The following is a 20,110-nucleotide window of genomic DNA, read 5'->3' as shown; positions in this document are numbered from 1 at the left end:
TTTTTATTTAGCAGCTTTTCTGTTGATAGCCTAGTAATACTAATCCGATTTCGCCATTTTCTTCTTCGGCATGAATGGTTACTCCAGCGAGCTGAGATTTAACCTGGGGATCAATAGCGACTGTTAGTCCATCGATGGTTATAATTTCATCGCTTTCGTGTGCTTCATCTAATCCAACGCCGAAATTCACTCCACAACAACCGGAAATTCCATAGAATCGAAGGGTCTTAGCTTCGGACGCTTCGATGACTAGTGTTAAATAGTTCTTTCCATCCAATGAAACATCCATTAACCTAGCTCCTTTGCAAATTGTTCAATGCGAGCACCAATTGCATCTCGTACGTTTTGGAATACTTCCCATTTTTCTTCTTCTGTTCCGGATGCTTTGGCTGGGTCATCAAATCCCCAATGCTCGCGCTTCACGTGTGGAGGGGTTAGTGGACAATGGTCATCGGCATGTCCACAGAGTGTGACAACAAGTGTAGCCGTATTTAAAATGTTTGAGTCAATGATATTCGATGTATGCGATGTGATATCAATGTTTACTTCATGCATTGCTTTTACAGCATTCGGATTTAATCCATGAGCCTCAAGTCCAGCACTCTTGACGTTCCAATTCTCAGGCAAGAGCTTTTTCGCCCATCCTTCAGCCATTTGGCTTCGGCATGAGTTACCAGTGCATAAAAAATAAATTGTATTTGTCATCATTAATCTCCTTATAAACGAATCGCTTTATTATATTTCTGTCGCCAGTGTAAAAACAGCCCTTACGATCATACAAGAATCTATTCACATTCAGTAGTACACTGGCAGGTACTTTTGTTCTCCAACTGCGAAAGAATCGCCTGCATGACAGGGGTTTGCTCCTCTACTAAACGATAGTGCTTCCATGTCCCAACCTTACGAGCTGTAATAATACCGGATTCTTCAAGTTTCTTTAACTGCTGACTAACTGCAGGCTGCGATAAACCAAGTACATCGACTAAATCACAAACACATACTTCGCCATTTTTTAAACAAGAAAGCAGGGTTAATCGATTTGCATCTGCAACGGCTTTTAATTGTTTCTCCAGTAAAAGAAAATCCATGTCAACACCTCTTTATATTTATATATAAGAATATACTTATGTTATGACTATTCCATTCAAAATGCAACTGAATTGAATCAATATTTTTATTGAGCCTGAACATGCTATACATTTATCCAGAATAGAAAAGAATGATTCCATTTAACGATTTCCACAGTGAAACTATGGAAGCTCTCCCACAAAAAACGACACGAATTGAAAGGATTTAAATAACTAGATAGGGAAGAATAGCGGAGTGTTGCTTATAAACGAGGAGGAATAAAGAATGAACAATCGTTTTGAAGATAAAGTCGTACTGATTACAGGAGGAGGTTCCGGATTAGGGCAGGCATCCGCTCTGCAGGTGGCAAAAGAAGGCGCCAAGCTAGTCCTGGTGGATGTAAGTAGTGAGGGCTTGAAAGCAACAGAGAAAATCATTCGGGAAGATGTACCAGATGCCGAAGTCCTCTTAATTACGGCGGACGTTTCAAAAGAAGAAGACGTGAAGAAATACGTCAATCAAACGGTGGATAAGTTTGACCGAATCGATAGTTTTTTCAATAACGCAGGTATTGAGGGTAAACAGAATCTGACAGATGAATATGGGATTGATGAGTTTCGGAGAGTCGTTGGCGTCAACTTGAACGGTGTTTTCTTCGGAATGAAATACGTTCTGGAAGTCATGAAAAAGCAAAAGCTCGGCACGATCGTCAATACTGCATCTGTCGGCGGAATTCGTGGCGTGGGGAACCAGTCGGGTTATGCGGCGAGCAAGCACGGTGTTGTCGGACTGACACGTAACTCCGGAATCGAATATGGGCAGTATGGGATTAGTATCAAGGCAATTGCACCAGGGGCCATCATGACACCGATGGTGGAAGCTTCCTTGAAACAAATGGGAGGCGACAATTGGGAGGAAGCTGGTAAAGAATTCGTCAGCGTTAATCCGATGAAGCGGTTTGGAAAACCGGAAGAAGTCGCGTACTTGGTTGCCTTCCTGCTCTCTGAACAAGCAGGCTTTATCAATGCTGCAGTCATTCCAATTGATGGCGGACAATCTTACAAATATTAAGGATGCTAAAAGAGCCCTAATGGGTTCTTTTTTTAGTGTGAAGGTTAGCTGCTCTCACCTTCTTGTAGGTATCGGATATGTTCATCCATTTACGCTAAGATTCGATTTCACTATAATTGTACGTTATAATGAAAGGAGTGCTCACCATAAAGGAGGTGGCTTGTTAGTGTTTAATCGATTAACTAAAAAAACAAAGATAGCTATGCTCGGCTCTTTGTTATATGTTCTTTTACCGACGGATTTCATCCCCGATTTTATAGTTGGTTTTGGACAAGTAGATGATGCAGCTGTGCTGTTATATCTAGGTAAATGTTTATACAACGATTTAGCTGGCAAGAAATATCGAGATAACGTTATAAAAGGGTAGTAGATAGATAGAATACGAAAAACGCAATGTGTTCAATTGAACACGTGCGTTTTTTGTTTTCGTTCGTATTTGGGAAAAACCATTTTGACCATCAGGAGGACATAGCTACCAAGCCTTTTTATCTCATTGGTCATAGGGTAACTCATATCTACAATGCTTAGTTTTCGCTTGTGTACTGTTTAAAAGTTCCATAGTTTTCATGCAACTAACATAAATGCAGGTTTTTTTCATACAATAATTTTGGGGTGAAAAAAATGCCGAGAGTAAAATACCGAGATTCAGATATTGATTTAATGGCAAGGATGATGAGAGCGGAAGCCGAAGGTGAAGGAAAACAAGGGATGTTATATGTTGGAAATGTTATAGTGAATCGAGCAATTGTAGATTGTTTAGATTTTAAAAATGTAAGGACAATACCACAGGTTGTGTATCAGGTACAAGGTGGGAATTATTCCTTTGAAGCGGTTCAAAAAGGAAATGTATTTTATAACAGAGCCAGATCGGCTGAAAAAAGATTAGCAAAACAGGCTTTGGATTATTGGAGAGAACAACCAGGGAAATACGCTCTTTGGTACTTTAATCCTTCTGGGGAATGCCCGCCCACATGGTACAATCAGCCCTTAACTGGTCAATATAAGCAACATTGTTTTTATGAACCAATTGGAGGAACATGTGATAGCGTTTATTAATGTCTTATTATTGATGAGTGACCTCGTATTTAGTAGAGGTCATCTTTTTTTTGTTAATATCTTGCATTACAAGATACTGGAGGTTATGATTGAATCAGTACCTTGCAATGCAAGAGTAAGGAGGGGTTCCCACTATTTGTCTACCACGCAGATGTTAAAGGGCATTATCGATGGTTGTATCTTAGCCATCATTCATGAAAAAGAAATTTATGGGTATGAACTTGCAGAAAAACTTGAACAATATGGCTTTGATTCTTTTAGTGAAGGGACGATTTATCCGCTTCTTTTACGGATGCAAAAAGAAGAATTGATTGTTTCGACCTTGAAAAAATCAACCGCCGGCCCGAAACGTAAGTATTATTCACTGACTCAAAAAGGTGAAGAGGAATTGCAGCAATTTATCAGCAGATGGAGTAAACTCCAAAGCTCGGTAAACTCCGTGCTGCCTTTGAAATGAAACAACGATAAGGAGATGAATGATGGTGAACTTATCACGAAATAGTCAGTCGTTTTTAGAAAATTTGCGGCTTTATCTAATTTCCAGCGGGAAAGAAGAAAAGGAAGTACATTCTATTGTTGAAGAATTAGAAGATCATTTAATGGAGGCTGAAGCAAGAGGGAAAACAGTCGATCATATTGTGGGTGAGTCACCTAAAGAATATATGAAACAATTGTCGAATGAAATGAATACAAATTGGAGAAGCTTGTTTAAAGTGATGGTGATTATTGTATTAGGGGCCCTGTCCTTTTCCATTTTAACGAATGCAGTCAAAGGCGAATTATCCTACTCCTTGTTAGAAATGATTGGAACTGTGGCTGTGAGTTTAGTATTGATCTTTTCAATCGGAATTGTATTTAAATACATGGCTGCAGCAAACCTATCAAAAAGGAAAGAATATGGACTCTATTATTTAATGGGGATGTTGCCAATCCTTTTATTCGTAGGACTAATTTATTTAAATCGTCTCATAGAGACACCGATCTTCGCGTTTGGTCGTTATGGAACGGTGATTACTGTAATCGTGACGCTTGGTTTTTTGATTGGCGTTTCATTCTGGTCTAAAACATGGGTTGTCCTCATTATGTTAGCTTTACTCGTATTGCCGGATTACGTAATAACATTCGTCGAGCTTAAACCAAGTACAGAAATCGTCCTATCAAGCAGCATTACGTTTGGTGGAATCGCGATTTATTTACTTGTAACTTATAGAATGACTAAACATCAAAGTAACTAGGTTAACTTAAAAGTGCGCTAAGGCAGCCAATTGGATGCCTTTTTTTTGTTTTCTTTCCATTTCGAGCCCAATCTTATTTAATCGACACATTACGGCAGGAATTATTCATTTTGATAGAGAATTTATTGGTTAGAAAGAAAGTGGAAAAGGGGTTGGGTATGTTTTATAGAAGAAAGTCTTATACCGTGAAAAGTGATTTTGTCGAAGAGTTTAATAGGCATTTTAACCAAACAAATTTACCTAGTCAATTAAAATACGGTTCTCGATTAATAGGTCGCTGGATGAAAGAGAATAAGGATCATACCGTAGAGATATTTGCTATTTGGGAATATGACAGTTATGAAGATTATGTAGAAATTGAAAATAGAGTACGCTGTGATGAGGCGCACGTTAAACGAGTTAAAGACTGGTATGAAAAAAACGGCGGAAGAGAGTATGTGTATAAGGAGTATATCTTAGAAGTTAAAAATGAAAATGTAGAATCGACTTTGGAAGTGCTAGGGCAATAGAAAACTCCTGTGACGGTGGTGGTTTTATCAACACATACAATCTAACTAAAATACATATTATAGGCTCAGTCGGCAGTGGAAAAACAACCTTAGCGAAAAAATTATCCAAGACGTTTTCTATCCCACTTTATGAAATCGATAATGTTGTTTGGAAAAGAGATAAGTCAGGAGACAGCAGGAGAACTGAAGAAGAAAGAAAAGCGTATTTTACTAGAATACTTCAGACAGATACCTGGATTGTAGAAGGAGTCCACAATGAAGAATGGGTAGCACCTAGTTTTGAAATGGCGGAAGTTATCATTTTCTTAGATACGAATTATTCAGTCAGAACCTATCGAATTATAAAAAGATTCATCTTACAAAAGCTAAGAATAGAACCATCAAACTATAAACCCACATTACCGATATTTTTCAAAATGTTTAAGTGGAACCGCTACTTTGAAGACGTAGGAAAACCTCATTTCTATAAAAAATACGGGATATACAATCACAAGATAGTGGTGGTTACAAAAAAGAAAGAAATTAAAAAGTACTTTAATTGTTAAGGACATAATCTTTGAAACAAACTAACGATTTTAACCTGAATGGTGAATCTGGTATTAATAGATTCACCATTCATCATAGTGAGATTGCCGAGTGATGTACTAAGTATTTCTTATATAAGGAAGCATGATTGTAAACGTCGTTCCTTCTCCAACTAGACTGTCAACGGTTATTTCCCCCCCATGTAAGTCGATAATTTGTTTTACAATCGACAAGCCTAACCCTGTGCCATTTTTTTTTCGGGCGGAATCGACTCGATAAAAACGTTCGAATATTTGGGTGAGGGCTTCTTGGTTCATTCCTATTCCGGTATCTTTTATAGTGAAGGCAACTGAGTATTCTTTCTCGGATAAATCAATCCAGATTATACCTCCGTGTGTATTATACTTAATGGCATTGGTGAGTAAGTTGTCCCATACGTTAATCATGAGCTCGGCATCCGCTTTTATGGTCACTGAAGGCAGTTTATAGGAAATTTCAATTTCCTTGTCTTCAAGTAGCCATTGATATCTGCGAATCGTTTGTTTAATTTGTTCACTAATATTGACGTCTATCAGCTTCATCGGATAATCCTTCTGATCAAGAGACGTTAATAATAAAAGCTGCTTTGTTAAATTGGATAGGCGCTTTGATTCAACATCGATAATTTGTAAATAGTCGTTTCGCTCATTTTCTGTTAAATCATTCGCTTTTAGCAGCTCCGAATATCCTTGAATATTCATTAGTGGAGATTGAAAGTCATGAGATACGTTGTTAATGAAAGATTTACGAACTTGGTCATTATGCTGTAATTGTTTTTGCATTTTGTTGAAGCTTTTCACCAACTCGCCTATCTCATCGTTTAGCTCAAATGGTAAAGGGTAGTTGAAATTTTCACGCGTAATTTCTTTCGTGGCCTCCGTTAGTTTGGTGATGGGGTGAATGAGGCGTTTTGTAAACCAGATGACCCCGCTGATACCAACCACAGCGATGGTGATAAAAAAACAGGCCAGAATCATATGAATATCGGAAAAAATCAGCTTATTATTCGGACGCATGAACAATGCGTATGATTGTTCGTTGATAGTGAATGGAACACCAACCGTATTTTTAACATCATTTGAAAAATGACCCATCATTAAAAGCTGCTGTGAGGCATCATTCATACCATGATAGATATCCTTGTCTTCAATGACCTTCATCGCTTCCTGCGGAAGATCTGTCTTGGAAAAAGACTGGCCGAAAAACTCTCCTTCTCCTGACTCATTCAGTAGATAAATCTGATAGCCTAGATTACCCATGGACTCTAAGTAAGACGTGATTGAGGAATGATGCTCATGGCTGCCCTCAAGATTTGATGCAATGACTTTGGCAATCTTTACGTTTTCCTGATCAATTATTTGTTTTGTGGAGGTCATGTAAACCAAGTTGGCTAATATGAAGGCAAGAGTGGTACTAATTAATAAAATCACAAGAGTGGCTAAAATAAACTTCCGATATAATGTTTTCATTGTGTTACCTCGAGTTTATAGCCTATTCCTCGAACTGTTTGTATTTCTACCGTTGATCCATGTTTTTTTAATCGGTCACGAATTCGGTTTATATGGGTATTCAACGTTTGTTCGTTTCCCTCATAATCGTATCCCCATGCATGTTCGATTAAAGCGGCTCGGGGTGTAATCTTACTCACTCGTGAAGCAAGAAGGCTAAGTAATTCAAATTCCTTTAACGGCATAATAATCGTTTGTTGATTGATCACGACTTCAAAACTTTTCCGTTCCATCATGAGATTGCCCACTTTAATGACCGTTTCCATTGCTCGTTCAACACGTCGTAAAACTACAGCAACACGGAATAATAATTCCTTTACTTCAAATGGTTTAACAATGTAGTCTTCTGAACCCGATAAAAAGCCGCGTTCTTTATCGTCCAACTGTCCCTTTGCTGTTAACAAAATAACAGGGATTTTCAAATCAGCCGACAGGATCTTCGTCAATTCAAAGCCGTCCATCCCAGGCATCATGACGTCGACAATCGCTAAATCAACAGTGTTCTCTTCTAAAATAGCTAAAGCTTCCTCTGCATGCTCTGCTTTAAGAACCTGATAACCTTTCCGGATTAAATGTATGGACACAAGCTGTTGGATATAGACATCGTCATCCACAACAAGAATTTTCATTTTTTTACCTCCTAAAAGGAAAAATACAAAGGGAATTATACCCTTTGTATTCTCTACTTATTACTTATTATGAGCGGTTTGTTTATCTTTTTCAAAAAATAGGATTAACGCTGGAAGAAGCATACCACGCACAAGGAATGTATCAATTAAAATTCCAATCGCCACCATGAAACCAAAAACGAATAGATCGGCGATGGGCATGGTCATTAAAGCGGCGAAGGTTGCAGCTAAGATGATACCTGCTGATGAAATGACACCGCCCGTATTGCGGATGGCTATTTCAAGTGCTTCTTTCACTCGATGGTTCTTCCGTTCCTCCATGAATCTGGAAACAAGGATGATATTATAATCAATCCCCAATGCCACGAGGAAGATGAAGGCATATACCGGTACACGCGTACTTAATGCATCGTAACCGAACAAGACATCGACCAGGAATATCCCAAGTCCTAACGCAGATAGATAGGAGAGCAAAATAGTAGCCATCATATATATCGGCATTTTAAATGAACGGGTCAGAACAAATAGCAGAACTAAGATTAAAAGAGTTTCTAATAGGACAATTTTAATAATGTCGCTATTATTGGTATCACGTTCATCGACTAATTTTGGCGTAATGCCGCTATAATGAGATTCACCTGATATGGATAAATCCTCTAATAGCTCAGGTGTTTCATCGCGTAATTTTTGGATAAAATCAATGGATTCATTTGAATAGGGATTCATTGATAATGAGACGCTCAGTTTAAGAGCTTTTGAATCTTCTGATTTTGCAGTAGGACGAACAGATGCAATTTCATCATATGCTTGCAGTTTTTCGATAACGGAATCTGCAGCCTTTTCTGTCAGAGCCTCTTTGCTGACAACTAGTAGGGTAGATGGTGCAAGTTCCCCTTTATCAAAGTTCTCTTCTACAATTTCATAGCCAACTCGAGAAGGCAGATCTTCAGGGAAGTTCTTAACAGAGTCAAATTCAAAATCCAGATTAAAAACATTCAATGCTGTAACGATAAGGAAAATCGCTACAATTCCACCAGTTAAAAGCGGCTTATTAACCACAAACTTGGCAAATGGTCCCCAAACGCCATGTTTTACTTCTTTGCTATCTCCAAACTTCGGTACTTTAGGCCAGAAAGCCTTTCTGCCAAATAAAGCAAATAAGGCAGGCACCAATGTAATAGAAGCAATCATAATGAAGAATATGGCTAATCCGAAAATTGGAGCAAAGTTTTGATAATCTCGGAAATCAGCAAAGAATAAAATCAGCATCGCTGCCAGAACTGTACCGCCTGCGAAGAATACAGGTTCTCCTGTAGCCCGCATAGCGTGCTTCATGGCATCATACTTGTTTTCAAATTTGTTGAGTTCCTCACGATAACGGGAGAACACAAATAATGAATAATCAATTAGGGCTGCAAAAAGTAAAATACTCATGATTGATGTGGTTGAGTTGTTAATTTCTAAACCAGATGCACCCATTAACGCAACGCTTTGATTGACTACTTGATAGACAATAACCGTTGCAAGAAGAGGGATAAACGCAAGTAATGGTGAACGGTAAATCACGATTAATAACACTAATATAATGCCGATTGTTGCTAACAACAGCTTAAAATCCGCTTGTTCAAACAGTTTTACTGTATCCCCTGCAATACCAGCGGGACCCGTTATGTAAAAGCCTGTACTATCCAGATCTTTGGCAATATCAGTGCCTATTGCAGTAGCTTTATCATTAATTTCAGCATATTTGTTATTGCCGATTCCTACTTCTAATTCCATTGGAACGATCATCGTAGAGCCGTCTTCAGAAATAAAGGACGCAATCGCTTGTGGAGGAAGTGCACTAATATCGACAATCGTTTCAATTCCTTCAATATCTTCAGCAAGAATTCCATTCAGAATCTGTTTCACTTCATCAGTATTGATGTCACCCTTTTCATTGTGGAAAACTAGGATGCCAGGTGTTCCTTGCTCGTTTGGAAACAGTTTTTCTGTCTCTTGTTCAGCAATAATTGATTGTGCTTCATCAGGAAGCGACTGGAAATTGGTTACCTTGTAATCGCTAAGCTTCGGTCCGGCACTTAGGCCAATCATCAGAACAAGCCAAGCAATAAGGGTTATCCAAGCGCCTTTCTTTGTTGAAACCCAATCTGTGATGGGAAATAGTAGTTTTTTCACAAAAAAATCCTCCTTTAATTTAGTACTCGTTCATCATACATTGTGAAGATAAATTTAATATCAACTTTCAATTCCACATTATTGAATCAATCGTCTATTAAAGGTAAAGGAAAGTGGCAAACATAGAATTGCGCCATACTTATGACCAAGAATAAGCTACTTGAAGACAGTAAGATGACAGAAAAGAACCTATCAATTCGTAAGAGATTTTTTGTAAAATTGATGTCTCGAAAGGGATTTCATTATATCTACAGAATATAAGAGTAGGATACAACCTTTAATCCTTATAAAAAGTTTTAAAGGTATACATAGACAAATGTGAGGGTCTTACCTAATGGGGTATTCGGAGATTGCGGTAGTACTAGTAGTTTAGAGCGTACTCTTTGTATTTTTTTAATCCCTTCTGATAATGAAAGGAACTTAATAAACATCAAAACCATTTTAAAAGATACTTAATTAAAATGGTTTTCCTAAGAAAGCGATCTACGTAATGTGCGGTGTGCTTGTGTTTACAGTTGTTCTTTATTTTCTCACTCACATTAGTGATTAAAGTTCTTATTAAAAGCTATATAACATTATATTTTTAATTTGAAAGGGAGGAAGGAAGAATATGAAAGAAACCTTTTATCTCAAGCTAAATGGATATTTGCTGCTCACAATCATACCGTTATCTATGCTTGGATATTATTTTGCCGTCCACAATGAATCCATGTTCTTCTTATATGAGTGGCTTCTTGTCGCATTAGTAATAATGTTAGCAGGGTTTTCGATTAGAAATATTGTATTAATCAGAGAGACAACAAGATGGGTGGCTATTTCTATCTTAACGTTTTTAATGCAGTTCTCGGTACTAGGTTTATTTTTGGGACCTTTTTCATATTTTCTAATGATTTATCTTTATTATGCTGTGGCAATCCTTTCTATCATAATCTTCATCATAACCATGAGGAAAAATAAAACCTTAAAAAGTATTCCAATCATTTTCATTATATTAACTGGATTCTTCACGTTATATATGGTATTTCTCAATATGATATGGGGAAGTAGTTTAAGCTGAGAAATTGACTTGTAGGGAATCTTTCCAACAAATAAAAAAGGAAAATCTCAAGTTGGAGAACGGAGGATATTATATGTTTAAGAGTGAGTCGAAAACCGTTAAGGGGTACAAAGATCTTGATATTCCATTTACAATGCTTAGTAAGGAAAGTAGTTCGAAAAACTTAGCGATTATTCTTCCAGGGATGGGCTATACTTCGCAAGCTCCTCTTCTTCATTACTCGACCGGTGTATTTATCAATAAATCCTTTGATGTTTTGCACGTGAATTATCAATACACTAACAAAGCATATGATGGGTTTCATGATATAAGTGAGGTAATTAAAGCAGATGTAAAAAATGTTATTGATTTTGTTTTAACTAATAAAACATATAAAAATTTCTATTTGATTGGGAAATCAATTGGAACGATCGCTATGAGTTCAGAGTTAACTAGAGAAACGTTTAAAAACGCTAAAGCTATTTGGTTAACACCATTAATTCAAAGAGAAGATGTTTTACATGCAATGGTTACAAGCGAAAATAAGGGATTAAGTATAATGGGCGACAAGGATCCATGTTACTCCGAAGAAAGATACGTGAAAGTAGCAGCAAACTCAAATATTACGTCGAAGTTAATTCCTAATGTTAATCATAGTTTAGAGTATGTCGAAAACGCAGTGGAATCTATTAACATATTGAAAAATGTGATAAACGACATTGAACAATTTTAACAAATATACTCGATATACCCTTTGATTAATTGGGGGCTATGTTTCATTTTTGTTAACTATGAACTTTTGAAAAACAGTTTAATGTGGATAAAAAGATTCATTTTATAATAAAATGAAAACTAGTCTTACTAAAGGGAGTTTTTTACATGATTAGTTCTTTGAATTATAGTAGTACTCAAGTATTAGATGAATCATCTGTTTTAGCTGCATTAGAGTTGAATTTAGCCATGATTGAATTTAATTTGAATAGAGAAGTCATTTGGGTAAATGAAAATTTTGCCAAGACATTAGGCTATACAGTAAATGAGATGAAACATATGCATCATAAGCAATTTTGTACGGTAGAGTTCAGCAACAGCAGGGAATATGAAAAGTTATGGGACAATCTCGCAAAAGGGACGAAGTTTCAAGAGAAAATTCAAAGGGTGGGTAAATCAGGGGATTTATTTTGGCTTGAGGCTACCTATATTCCGATTCTAAATGAAGAAGGTACAGTAGAGGATGTTCTGAAGATTGTCACGGATATAACAGATCGGGAAAACAATACGACCAAAGTTATTTCTCAATTAAAGGACATGCCAGAGAAATTAGTTAATATCGTAGTAGAAAACTCAAATGAAAGAATACAAGCGGTTGAATCACTAAAAAAACAAATTGATTTAATTAGTGAAGTCTCTAAAATCATACATACTATTTCTTCTCAAACCAATGTATTGGCATTAAATGCAGCCATTGAAGCAGCTCGGGTAGGCGAACAAGGAAGAGGATTTAAAGTGGTAGCGGACGAAGTTAGGAGATTATCTGGTCGTGTTGATGATGCAATTAAGAATGTATATTCGAATGTTGAAAATATTAAAAGAGAAGTGAATAAGGTCAGCAAAACAACCGATGATCTGCAACAAATAATTAAAGAAACACAATTAGAATTTAATAGAACAATTGAAAAATTTGAAGGGGTTACACATTAAAGGGGAGAGCTCTCATAATGCTTTTTTTAACCGATATTCGCCTTGATCTTTATGACGTTTAATTCGATGATTGTTTTGGATTTCTCCTGGTTTCGACATTGTTTAACTCCTATTCTATTAGGATTTTTAATATTAACAACGTCTATCCTAACTAATGAATCTTTATGGCAAGGTAAAGTGTACTTATTATTGGATTGATTGTCAGAACACAGGGGCTATGGATAGTCATACAACGAGAAATGGATATTTATCATTTCTTTGTTTAATATAGATTTATTAAAATTAACTTACCTCTAAATATCTTTATTATTCAATACCCTAAATTGGGTTTAAACGAAGAAAGCAATAGACGATAGACCATATAGGATATCTCCCCTAAAACATTGTTCAGTACGGTGTTTTATTTTTGAATTAATAACTCAAATAAGTCATCTTGAATGGCTTTTCGCGTTCTTTTAACACGTAATTTCAATCACACAAACAATCGCTCTCCTACGGTTAAATAGTATGTTACAAAATTCCAGAAAACGATTTAATAGAAGTAGCTTTGGAAAAAGGAGTGGATAGTTTTTTATTTAAAGTGTATATGATAAACTATTCAATAATACATAATATTCCGACTAGTTGGATTTTCATATACCAGTTTCATAAAAAGGAATAAACACCAATAACAGCAATAGGATAGAAACGTTGAGCAGGAAAAAGTTCGCTTTGCACTACGTGAACACATTAAATTAAAAAGGCTGGGATCGAAGATGATAAATAAGGTTCAACTTGGTTCATCCGATGTATTTGTGAATCCAATCGGAGTCGGAACAAACGCAGTAGGCGGGCATAATTTATATCCAAACTTAGACGAAGAAGCAGGAAAGGAGTTAGTACGCACAGCGATTGAATCCGGTGTTACCTTGCTGGATACAGCTTTCATGTATGGAATGGGTCGTTCTGAAGAGTTGATTGGTGAAGTGGTAAAAGAACTAGGCCGTCGTCAAGATGTGGTCCTAGCTACAAAAGTCGGACCAAAATTTGTTGATGGAAATGTGGTTATGGACAATTCTGCTGGCTTTTTACGTGATGAAGTAGATAAGGCTCTGCAACGTTTGCAAACGGATTATATTGATCTGCTGTATATTCATTATCCTGATGAAAGCACACCTAAAGATGAGGCAGTGGGTGTCTTAAAAGAGTTGAAAGATGCCGGGAAAATCCGTGCCATTGGCCTTTCAAACTTCTCTCCGGATCAATTAAAAGAAGCGAATAAAGATGGATATGTCGACGTATTTCAAGGCCATTATAATTTATTAAATCGTGGTGCCGAACAAATCTATTTACCGTACACACGAGAACAACGCATTTCGTTTATTCCCTATTTCCCGCTAGCTTCAGGCTTACTAGCAGGGAAGTATTCAAAAGATGATACCTTTCAAGATTTTCGTGCTGGACTACCACATTTCCAAGGGGAAGCATTTGCAGAGAATCTCGCCAAAGTTGATCAAGTACGAACCATTGCGGAGACAAAAGGTGCGGAAGTGGCAAATGTTGTTTTAGCATGGTATCTAGAACAAGATGGAATTGATGTCATTATTCCTGGAGCGAAACGTGCTGGTCAAGTGCAAAGTAATCTAAAAACACTAGATGTTCAGTTAGATGCTGAAGATATTCAAGCGATTGATGAAATCTTCAAATAAACAATGATTACTTTACGCATGGAACTGACAGTTTCATGCGTTTTTTTATAAAAAGGGGGAGGGAAGATGACAAACATTATTCAGGCTTCTATGCAAGATTTAGACGAAATCATGTACATAGACAGCGAAGTGATGGGTGACACAAGCAGACGAAGTTATATAGAGAGAGCCATTGAATCAGGGGGATGTATCAGTGCGAGAGAAGGAGATGAAATAGTAGGGTTTTTACTTTACGATACGCATTTCTTCGAATGTTCATTTATCTCCCTAATAATGGTATCCCCTTCAAAAAGAAGAAAAGGATATGCAAGCAAGATGTTGGATTTTATGATGAAGATATCGCCGACAGACAAAGTGTTTTCTTCAACAAATCATTCCAATGCTCAGATGCAGGATGTATTTACTGAAAATGGCTTTATTCAAAGTGGAATCGTAGAAAATTTAGACGAAGGAGACCCGGAACTTATCTATTTTAAATCTAGATTCAAAAAAAATCTCCTCTAATGCTAGTAGAGGAGAAAAGCCTTACTTTTGCTTCTGGCTGTGTTCAATTAATTTATATTGTAAGCGTAAATACTCATTTAGTTCAGATTCTGAAAAGGAATCAAACAGGTCAATGTAAATTTCATTGCCTATTTTTTGTGCTTCCTGTAAGGCAGACACGCCTTTATCTGTAATTTCTAGTCGGACGGTACGCCGATCTTCTTCTTCCTGTAGTCGTTCTACTAGTGCTAATTTCACAAGCTTATTGGAAATATTCGTAATAGCTCCTTTAGTATGACCGACAACCTCTGCCAATTCACTTTGCTTGCGGGGGCCTTTATTTTTCAATTCAGCCAGTACAAGGATTGGTGATATGCCTAAAGGATAAGAAAATTTCTGAGAAAATTGAATGATATTCAAGTTGCATAATTGTTCTGTGGCATTAATTAGCTGAAAGATATCAATTTTTTCCATACTCTCTCTCCTGAATATTAACGTAGTTGGGTAGTACCTCCATCAACCATAATGGTTTGTCCGGTAATGTACTTAGAATCTTCGCTTGCTAAAAAGACGGCTACACGGCCAATGTCTTCTTCCACATGTCCAAAACGACCTAAAGGAATTTTAGAAAGGACTGCTTGATAATATTCCGGCTGTGCTTCTGCCCATGCACGAACACCAGGTGAATCAGCCACAGGACTAATGATATTCACATTGATGCCATCACGGCCCCATTCGTTCGCTGTTACGCGTGAAATACCACGAATGGCTTCTTTCGCTGCAGCATAGGCAGCTTGTGTTTCATGTCCATTAATCCCAGCGCCGGATGCAAAGTTAATAACATTCCCTTTGGATTCCTTTAAATAAGGATAAGCAGCTTGCATTAAATACCAAGTTGGATAAAAGCCTGTATTGAACGATAAATCTAATTCTTCTTTAGGCGTGTCTGCAAACATGGTTTGACGAGAAGCATGTGCATTATTAACTAATACATTTAGTCTGCCATATTTCTTCACAGTTTCTTCTACAATATTTTTTAAATTCGCATGATCGGTTAAATCAGCTTGAATAAACATGGATTCCGGAGAGAATTCATGTAATTGTTTCTCCATCTCTTTGCCTAGTTGTTCATTCACGTCTACAATGACAACAATTGCGCCTTCTTTAACCATTGCTTTTGCCATGCCGCCGCCGATACCGCCAGCCCCGCCAGTAATAATGACAACTTTATCTTGTAATTTCATATGTTCATCCCCTTAATAAGTAATTAGTTTAACGTAAGATAGTTTAACACAAAATAGTTTAGCGTTAAACTATTTTTCATTAAACTAATTGAGTAAAGGGAGTAGATGTTAATGCAGATGGACAAAGGGTACACTTTTTCCATCTGCATTAGTGAAAAACGATGTGGCGAAAACAGTATGCCGTTACGGCAAAAACACTTATTGCGTACGAGCCCCCCTAATAATATGGTTTCACTAATGTGCTATTTGTCGTGAAGAGTGGCAAATTATTCACTGGCTTTGTGCAGGTGGAAAGATATCTAAAAACCGGTGGTTCCTATAGGAACCACCGGTTTTGCTTATTCTGAAGTTCCCGTTTGGAGAATATGCACTTCGGTTTCAACTGAAATGTCCATTTTAGGATAAACTTTTTTCCAATCGTTGTAGGTGGTATCTTTATTTTTTGCATGATACTTTTTCTTTAAACTAAGGGGATCGATATCTTTTTTTTGAAACTCGTTAATAAGCCGTGTTGCTTGTTTGGTTATGTCATCTTCTAAATCCCGTTCAATTTTGCTGATCAATTTTCTATTCGTAAGTGTTTTATTAACCAATGTTTCTTTAATTTGTCCTTTAATAACGAGCTTAACATGGATGGAGGGCTCTTCCTTTGAACCAGAAACGTCATAATTAGAGCGACTTCGGATACTTTCCACCACAACCTTACTTTGCTTTTTGTTCTTTAATTTGAATTTGTATAACCCTCGCTTATGAGATTGTACTAATGTTTTAAAAATAAACATATCACGGGAACTCACCTTACTAACTAATTTATTTTCATGAAATAGAGCCACTCCAGAAACAACAATGTCTTTGTTCTTTTTCTTAAATATAGGAAGATAGGCATCCCCTCCGCTTTCTAAAGAATTCCCTAAAAATAGGTGGAGGTTAGTATCTGGTCCGTTCCAGTTTACAATTTGTTGATGAATTAAATCAGATAAAAAAATGCCGATATTCACATTTTTATTTGGAGGTTTTGTTTTTAGGACGTCTTTAACGGAGCCTTCGACGACAGTCAAATATACCCTGTTCCCAAGCTGGGGTTCACGATAGAGAAAATCTGTCAATTCTGTTATGCCTATTTTGTGTACGACCTCTTCACTAAATAAGATAATCCTGGTCTGACCAAGAACAACCGGTTTATCGGCTTTTTTGGATACGACAGATTGAACATCACTTGTCGCCGAAGATTTGCCTGTTAAGATTTGATATTTCCCCATCTTTTCTTGTTGAAAAATGGGAATAACAAATATCCCTTCAACCCTATTGTCTTTAGTTAAATCATAGCCGATCGCTTGGGACATGTTCACTTCGTCAACCACTCGAGGTTGTGCACAACCAGAAAGAAAGAAGATAATCAATATCATCGTGAGTAAATTCTTCATAATAAGTTCCTCTTTTTCTTTAAATAGATGAAAATCAAAAGAAAAGGCAGGTAAACAACAAAGAATAGTACATAGTACGGGTTGATCAATTTATTCAATACATAAAGGGAATCGACATCAAAAAAAGCAATGTTGATAAAGAGAATAAAGATAGATAGTACCCAAAAGGGATACTTTTGTTTTACATTTAATAAAAGTTTTAATCCTCTGCTCGCTGCCCATAATGAGAGGCTCAGATTAGGGATTATAACAAGGGCCCACCAAGAAACAGTTATGTATTCAAATCTTTGAATAAAGGGTAATTGGATCACGCTGGTCATAGTGAGTGTGGGCCAAATCGTAAGTTCCAACTGTTTCTGTGAATAAAAAATGAGAGAAATGATATAGATAAATAGGGTTAATAGTGTCGTGGTCAGTGCTCCTCCATGCGCGAACTTTTGTGATGTCTTAGCATGTTTAATGAACGGATAAAACATCAAAATCACCTCAAAGCCAATCATCGTTAACGAAGTATCTTTCAGTCCTTTGATTATTTCTAGGATATGGTGATCAAAAAGAGGGAGCAAATTCGTGAATTCTGAGTACCTCATGGCATAGAAAAGAATGAAGGTAAGCCAAAATGATAACATGACACTTAAAAAGGCAATGCCTGTAATCGTCCGGAAGCCCCCTGTAAGGATATAATAAATCAGAATTAGAAAAACCAAGGCAAAAGCCCACGAACCTACCTCATCAAACAACCACAAATGGATAACATTGATATAGCTGATCATGACAATCAGTCCCAGAATTAAAAAGTAAAGAATGATGACGATATTAAAAAAATTCCCAATCACTTTACCAAATGCTTGATGATTCACGTAAATGATATCACCGGGTACAATACTGAAAATCTTATAGATAATCCAGATAAGTAAATGAACAATCAAGCCCGCTAGGAGGATGGAAATCCAGCCATCCGTTCCCGTTGACTTGGATAAAAGTCGTTGAAAATTTAATACGCCAACTCCTGTTTGCATGGAATGCACAATAAAGAAAACATAGAATGGCGATACTTGGTATTTTTCATTAACCGTTGCTTGATTCATAGAGGACCTCTTTTAAAATCAATCATTAAAATCATTCTTTTTAATGGGTGATTTTTCTTTCTTAGGTTGTCTTTCTGTATTCTGAGTGCGTAAATGTTTTGGCCGTGATTTAAACAGATCAAAGGGAAGCCGAATGACGCTGTCTCGCCAATCTTTTAACTGAAATGGGTAGATGGGGGCAAGGTAAGGCTGGCCCATCGATGTTAATTTAATCAGATGTGTTAACAAAAAGATGGCCGATATGGAAATGCCGAGCAGTCCCCATACTTGGGCTCCAATTAAAAAAGGGAACCGCAATAAACGAATCGTATTTCCCATTTTATAAATGGGTGTAACAAATGATGATAGTGCGGAAAGGGCGACGATAATTAATAATATATTACTGGTTAGACCTGCTACCACCGCTGCCTGTCCGATAACAATACCACCAACAATACCTAACGTTTGCCCTACTTTCGTTGGCAGTCTGGCAGCTGCTTCCCTTAATAGTTCAATTGATATCTCCAAGAACAAGGCCTCAATTAATGGCTGAAAGGGAATTAAGTTTCTGGAAGCGACAATCGTTTCTAAAAGATCTTTTGGAATTAATTCATAATGGTAGGTAAGTACGGCTACATAAATAGGGGTAGCAAATATAGAAAAAGTAACGGCGAACAATCGGATTAAACGGAATGCTGAAGCAGGTATCCAAGGCATATCGTAATCTTCCATGGTTGAGAAATATTCTAATAAAATAGTTGGAGCGATTAGAGCAGCTGAGGATCTGTCTATAATCATGACGACTTTGCCTTCAGCCAATGCACTTGAGATACGGTCAGGTCTTTCTGTATTGAGAAAAAGGGGAAAAAGGGTATTTGAATTATCATAGAGCATTTGCGCGAGGTGAGAACCATCAAGAATTTCGTCAAAATTGATATCGTTGATTCGTTGTATAACCGTATTCAGATTACTCTGATCGACAATACCTTCAATTGATAAAACCGCCACTTTTGTTTTAGATAGTGATCCAACCGTCAATTCAGTCACTCGTAACTCCGGGATCGGCAGCCTTTTTCTGACTAGATTTAAATTAATATCAATGTCTTCGACAAAGGCTTCCTGAGGGCTAATGATTCCAAATTCAAGTTCTGGTTTATCCACTTGCCTTCCTTGTTGGGAGGGGATACCGATTAGCAGGCATTCCTCAAGATTCGTGTCCAAACGAATCGAAATGTCGCCCTTCATCATTCGTTCTTTAATTTCTTTCGGGGTACTGGTGATGAGCATATTTTCGATCGGGATATTTTTCTTGATTTCTTCCAAATTAATCGTTTGTAGCGTTGGCAGGACAGATAACACACTTTTATGAAGTTCCTGTGTATCAATTAAAGAACGATAAAAAGAAACCCAATAACCTATCCCACTATTCGTTTCCTGATAATTTAAGAAATCACTAGATGCAGAAAGGGTAGTAAATAAATCTTTTGTCGTGTCATATGTAGTTAATTCGGTAATAGGTTTGTTACTGTTTTTTTTGAATTTTTTCCTGTTACTAAACAATTCTGTCACCTCAAGGTCTCAAGTATATAAACCTATCATCTGCAATTTATTTATAGATTAGTCGTTCCATTTCGAGAAAATGAAAGATG

The 20,110-nt window shown here is 37.0% G+C and carries 23 protein-coding genes; 12 read left to right on the top strand and 11 right to left on the bottom strand.

All coding sequences use genetic code 11. The features are described from left to right. Positions 1 to 7 precede the first annotated feature (7 nt). The 3 genes from MHI18_RS02505 to MHI18_RS02495 all read right to left on the bottom strand — a co-directional run bounded on the left by MHI18_RS02505 (position 8) and on the right by MHI18_RS02495 (position 1,088). Positions 8 to 289: a Fe-S cluster assembly protein HesB gene (locus MHI18_RS02505; RefSeq protein ID WP_340845841.1), complete on the bottom strand. Its 282-nt coding sequence runs from the start codon at positions 287 to 289 to the stop codon at positions 8 to 10. Next, positions 289 to 705: an arsenate reductase (thioredoxin) gene (gene arsC / locus MHI18_RS02500; RefSeq protein ID WP_340845840.1), complete on the bottom strand. Its 417-nt coding sequence runs from the start codon at positions 703 to 705 to the stop codon at positions 289 to 291. Before arsC ends, MHI18_RS02505 begins: the two co-directional genes overlap by 1 nt. 80 nt (positions 706 to 785) lie before the next feature. Beyond that, positions 786 to 1,088 (bottom strand): ArsR/SmtB family transcription factor, encoded by a 303-nt coding sequence (locus MHI18_RS02495; protein WP_340845839.1) that lies wholly within the window; start codon positions 1,086 to 1,088, stop codon positions 786 to 788. Positions 1,089 to 1,353: 265 nt separating this feature from the next. Between MHI18_RS02495 and MHI18_RS02490 the strand changes: the two genes are divergently transcribed. The 7 genes from MHI18_RS02490 to MHI18_RS02460 all read left to right on the top strand — a co-directional run bounded on the left by MHI18_RS02490 (position 1,354) and on the right by MHI18_RS02460 (position 5,484). Beyond that, positions 1,354 to 2,139: an SDR family oxidoreductase gene (locus MHI18_RS02490; protein WP_340845838.1), complete on the top strand. Its 786-nt coding sequence runs from the start codon at positions 1,354 to 1,356 to the stop codon at positions 2,137 to 2,139. 166 nt (positions 2,140 to 2,305) lie between these two features. Next, the gene (locus MHI18_RS02485) at positions 2,306 to 2,506 is read left to right on the top strand and encodes a YkvA family protein (protein ID WP_340845837.1); all 201 of its coding nucleotides are present in this window, start codon (positions 2,306 to 2,308) and stop codon (positions 2,504 to 2,506) included. Between the two features lie 254 nt (positions 2,507 to 2,760). Further along, positions 2,761 to 3,195 carry a cell wall hydrolase gene (locus tag MHI18_RS02480; RefSeq protein ID WP_340845836.1) on the top strand — a complete coding sequence of 145 codons (435 nt, stop codon included), beginning with the start codon at positions 2,761 to 2,763 and terminating at the stop codon, positions 3,193 to 3,195. Positions 3,196 to 3,331: 136 nt separating this feature from the next. Then, positions 3,332 to 3,652, top strand: coding sequence for a PadR family transcriptional regulator (locus tag MHI18_RS02475; RefSeq protein WP_174391505.1), 321 nt, complete (start codon positions 3,332 to 3,334; stop codon positions 3,650 to 3,652). 22 nt (positions 3,653 to 3,674) lie between these two features. After that, complete coding sequence (locus MHI18_RS02470; RefSeq protein ID WP_340845835.1) at positions 3,675 to 4,430, top strand: HAAS domain-containing protein; 756 nt, start codon at positions 3,675 to 3,677, stop codon at positions 4,428 to 4,430. Positions 4,431 to 4,588: 158 nt separating this feature from the next. Then, a complete protein-coding gene (locus tag MHI18_RS02465; RefSeq protein ID WP_340847548.1) occupies positions 4,589 to 4,939 on the top strand; it encodes an NIPSNAP family protein in 351 nt (116 codons plus the stop codon). Next, a complete protein-coding gene (locus MHI18_RS02460; protein ID WP_445669978.1) occupies positions 4,912 to 5,484 on the top strand; it encodes an AAA family ATPase in 573 nt (190 codons plus the stop codon). The genes MHI18_RS02465 and MHI18_RS02460 overlap by 28 nt, the downstream gene beginning before the upstream one ends. Before the next feature lie 99 nt (positions 5,485 to 5,583). On the opposite strand, the gene MHI18_RS02455 is transcribed toward MHI18_RS02460, so the two are convergent. From MHI18_RS02455 to MHI18_RS02445, 3 genes are read right to left on the bottom strand one after another with little or no spacing between them, the layout of a single operon-like run. After that, positions 5,584 to 6,972, bottom strand: a complete 1,389-nt coding sequence (locus tag MHI18_RS02455) for a HAMP domain-containing sensor histidine kinase (RefSeq protein ID WP_340845834.1) — start codon at positions 6,970 to 6,972, stop codon at positions 5,584 to 5,586. Next, positions 6,969 to 7,640, bottom strand: coding sequence for a response regulator transcription factor (locus MHI18_RS02450; RefSeq protein WP_340845833.1), 672 nt, complete (start codon positions 7,638 to 7,640; stop codon positions 6,969 to 6,971). Before MHI18_RS02450 ends, MHI18_RS02455 begins: the two co-directional genes overlap by 4 nt. 60 nt (positions 7,641 to 7,700) lie before the next feature. Further along, a complete protein-coding gene (locus MHI18_RS02445; protein ID WP_340845832.1) occupies positions 7,701 to 9,818 on the bottom strand; it encodes an MMPL family transporter in 2,118 nt (705 codons plus the stop codon). Positions 9,819 to 10,428: 610 nt separating this feature from the next. On the opposite strand from MHI18_RS02445, the gene MHI18_RS02440 reads away from it, so the two are divergent. From MHI18_RS02440 to MHI18_RS02420, 5 genes are all read left to right on the top strand, one after another. Next, positions 10,429 to 10,875, top strand: a complete 447-nt coding sequence (locus MHI18_RS02440; protein WP_340845831.1) for a hypothetical protein — start codon at positions 10,429 to 10,431, stop codon at positions 10,873 to 10,875. 73 nt (positions 10,876 to 10,948) lie between these two features. Next, positions 10,949 to 11,587, top strand: a complete 639-nt coding sequence (locus MHI18_RS02435) for an alpha/beta hydrolase (RefSeq protein ID WP_340845830.1) — start codon at positions 10,949 to 10,951, stop codon at positions 11,585 to 11,587. A gap of 146 nt (positions 11,588 to 11,733) precedes the next feature. After that, positions 11,734 to 12,555: a methyl-accepting chemotaxis protein gene (locus MHI18_RS02430; protein WP_340845829.1), complete on the top strand. Its 822-nt coding sequence runs from the start codon at positions 11,734 to 11,736 to the stop codon at positions 12,553 to 12,555. A 755-nt stretch (positions 12,556 to 13,310) separates the two neighbouring features. Continuing rightward, on the top strand, positions 13,311 to 14,243 hold the full coding sequence (locus MHI18_RS02425) for an aldo/keto reductase (RefSeq protein WP_340845828.1): 933 nt from the start codon (positions 13,311 to 13,313) through the stop codon (positions 14,241 to 14,243). 66 nt (positions 14,244 to 14,309) lie between these two features. Then, positions 14,310 to 14,747, top strand: a complete 438-nt coding sequence (locus tag MHI18_RS02420) for a GNAT family N-acetyltransferase (protein WP_340845827.1) — start codon at positions 14,310 to 14,312, stop codon at positions 14,745 to 14,747. 21 nt (positions 14,748 to 14,768) lie between these two features. Here the strand turns inward: MHI18_RS02420 and MHI18_RS02415 are convergent, their stop codons facing one another. The 5 genes from MHI18_RS02415 to MHI18_RS02395 all read right to left on the bottom strand — a co-directional run bounded on the left by MHI18_RS02415 (position 14,769) and on the right by MHI18_RS02395 (position 20,021). Further along, complete coding sequence (locus MHI18_RS02415) at positions 14,769 to 15,200, bottom strand: MarR family winged helix-turn-helix transcriptional regulator (protein WP_340845826.1); 432 nt, start codon at positions 15,198 to 15,200, stop codon at positions 14,769 to 14,771. Positions 15,201 to 15,217: 17 nt separating this feature from the next. Then, positions 15,218 to 15,970 carry an SDR family NAD(P)-dependent oxidoreductase gene (locus MHI18_RS02410; protein ID WP_340845825.1) on the bottom strand — a complete coding sequence of 251 codons (753 nt, stop codon included), beginning with the start codon at positions 15,968 to 15,970 and terminating at the stop codon, positions 15,218 to 15,220. Positions 15,971 to 16,308: 338 nt separating this feature from the next. Continuing rightward, positions 16,309 to 17,394 (bottom strand): Ger(x)C family spore germination protein, encoded by a 1,086-nt coding sequence (locus MHI18_RS02405; RefSeq protein WP_340845824.1) that lies wholly within the window; start codon positions 17,392 to 17,394, stop codon positions 16,309 to 16,311. After that, positions 17,391 to 18,482 carry a GerAB/ArcD/ProY family transporter gene (locus MHI18_RS02400; protein ID WP_340845823.1) on the bottom strand — a complete coding sequence of 364 codons (1,092 nt, stop codon included), beginning with the start codon at positions 18,480 to 18,482 and terminating at the stop codon, positions 17,391 to 17,393. Before MHI18_RS02400 ends, MHI18_RS02405 begins: the two co-directional genes overlap by 4 nt. Before the next feature lie 18 nt (positions 18,483 to 18,500). Next, entirely contained in the window at positions 18,501 to 20,021 is a 1,521-nt protein-coding gene (locus tag MHI18_RS02395; RefSeq protein ID WP_340845822.1) for a spore germination protein, read from the bottom strand. Between the last annotated feature and the right edge of the window lie 89 nt (positions 20,022 to 20,110).

Origin of the sequence: Peribacillus sp. FSL H8-0477 (genome assembly GCF_038002765.1) — a bacterium.
GTDB lineage: Bacteria > Bacillota > Bacilli > Bacillales > DSM-1321 > Peribacillus.
Note: the sequence above shows the minus strand (reverse complement) of the source record. Positions and strands in the feature narration are given on the sequence as shown.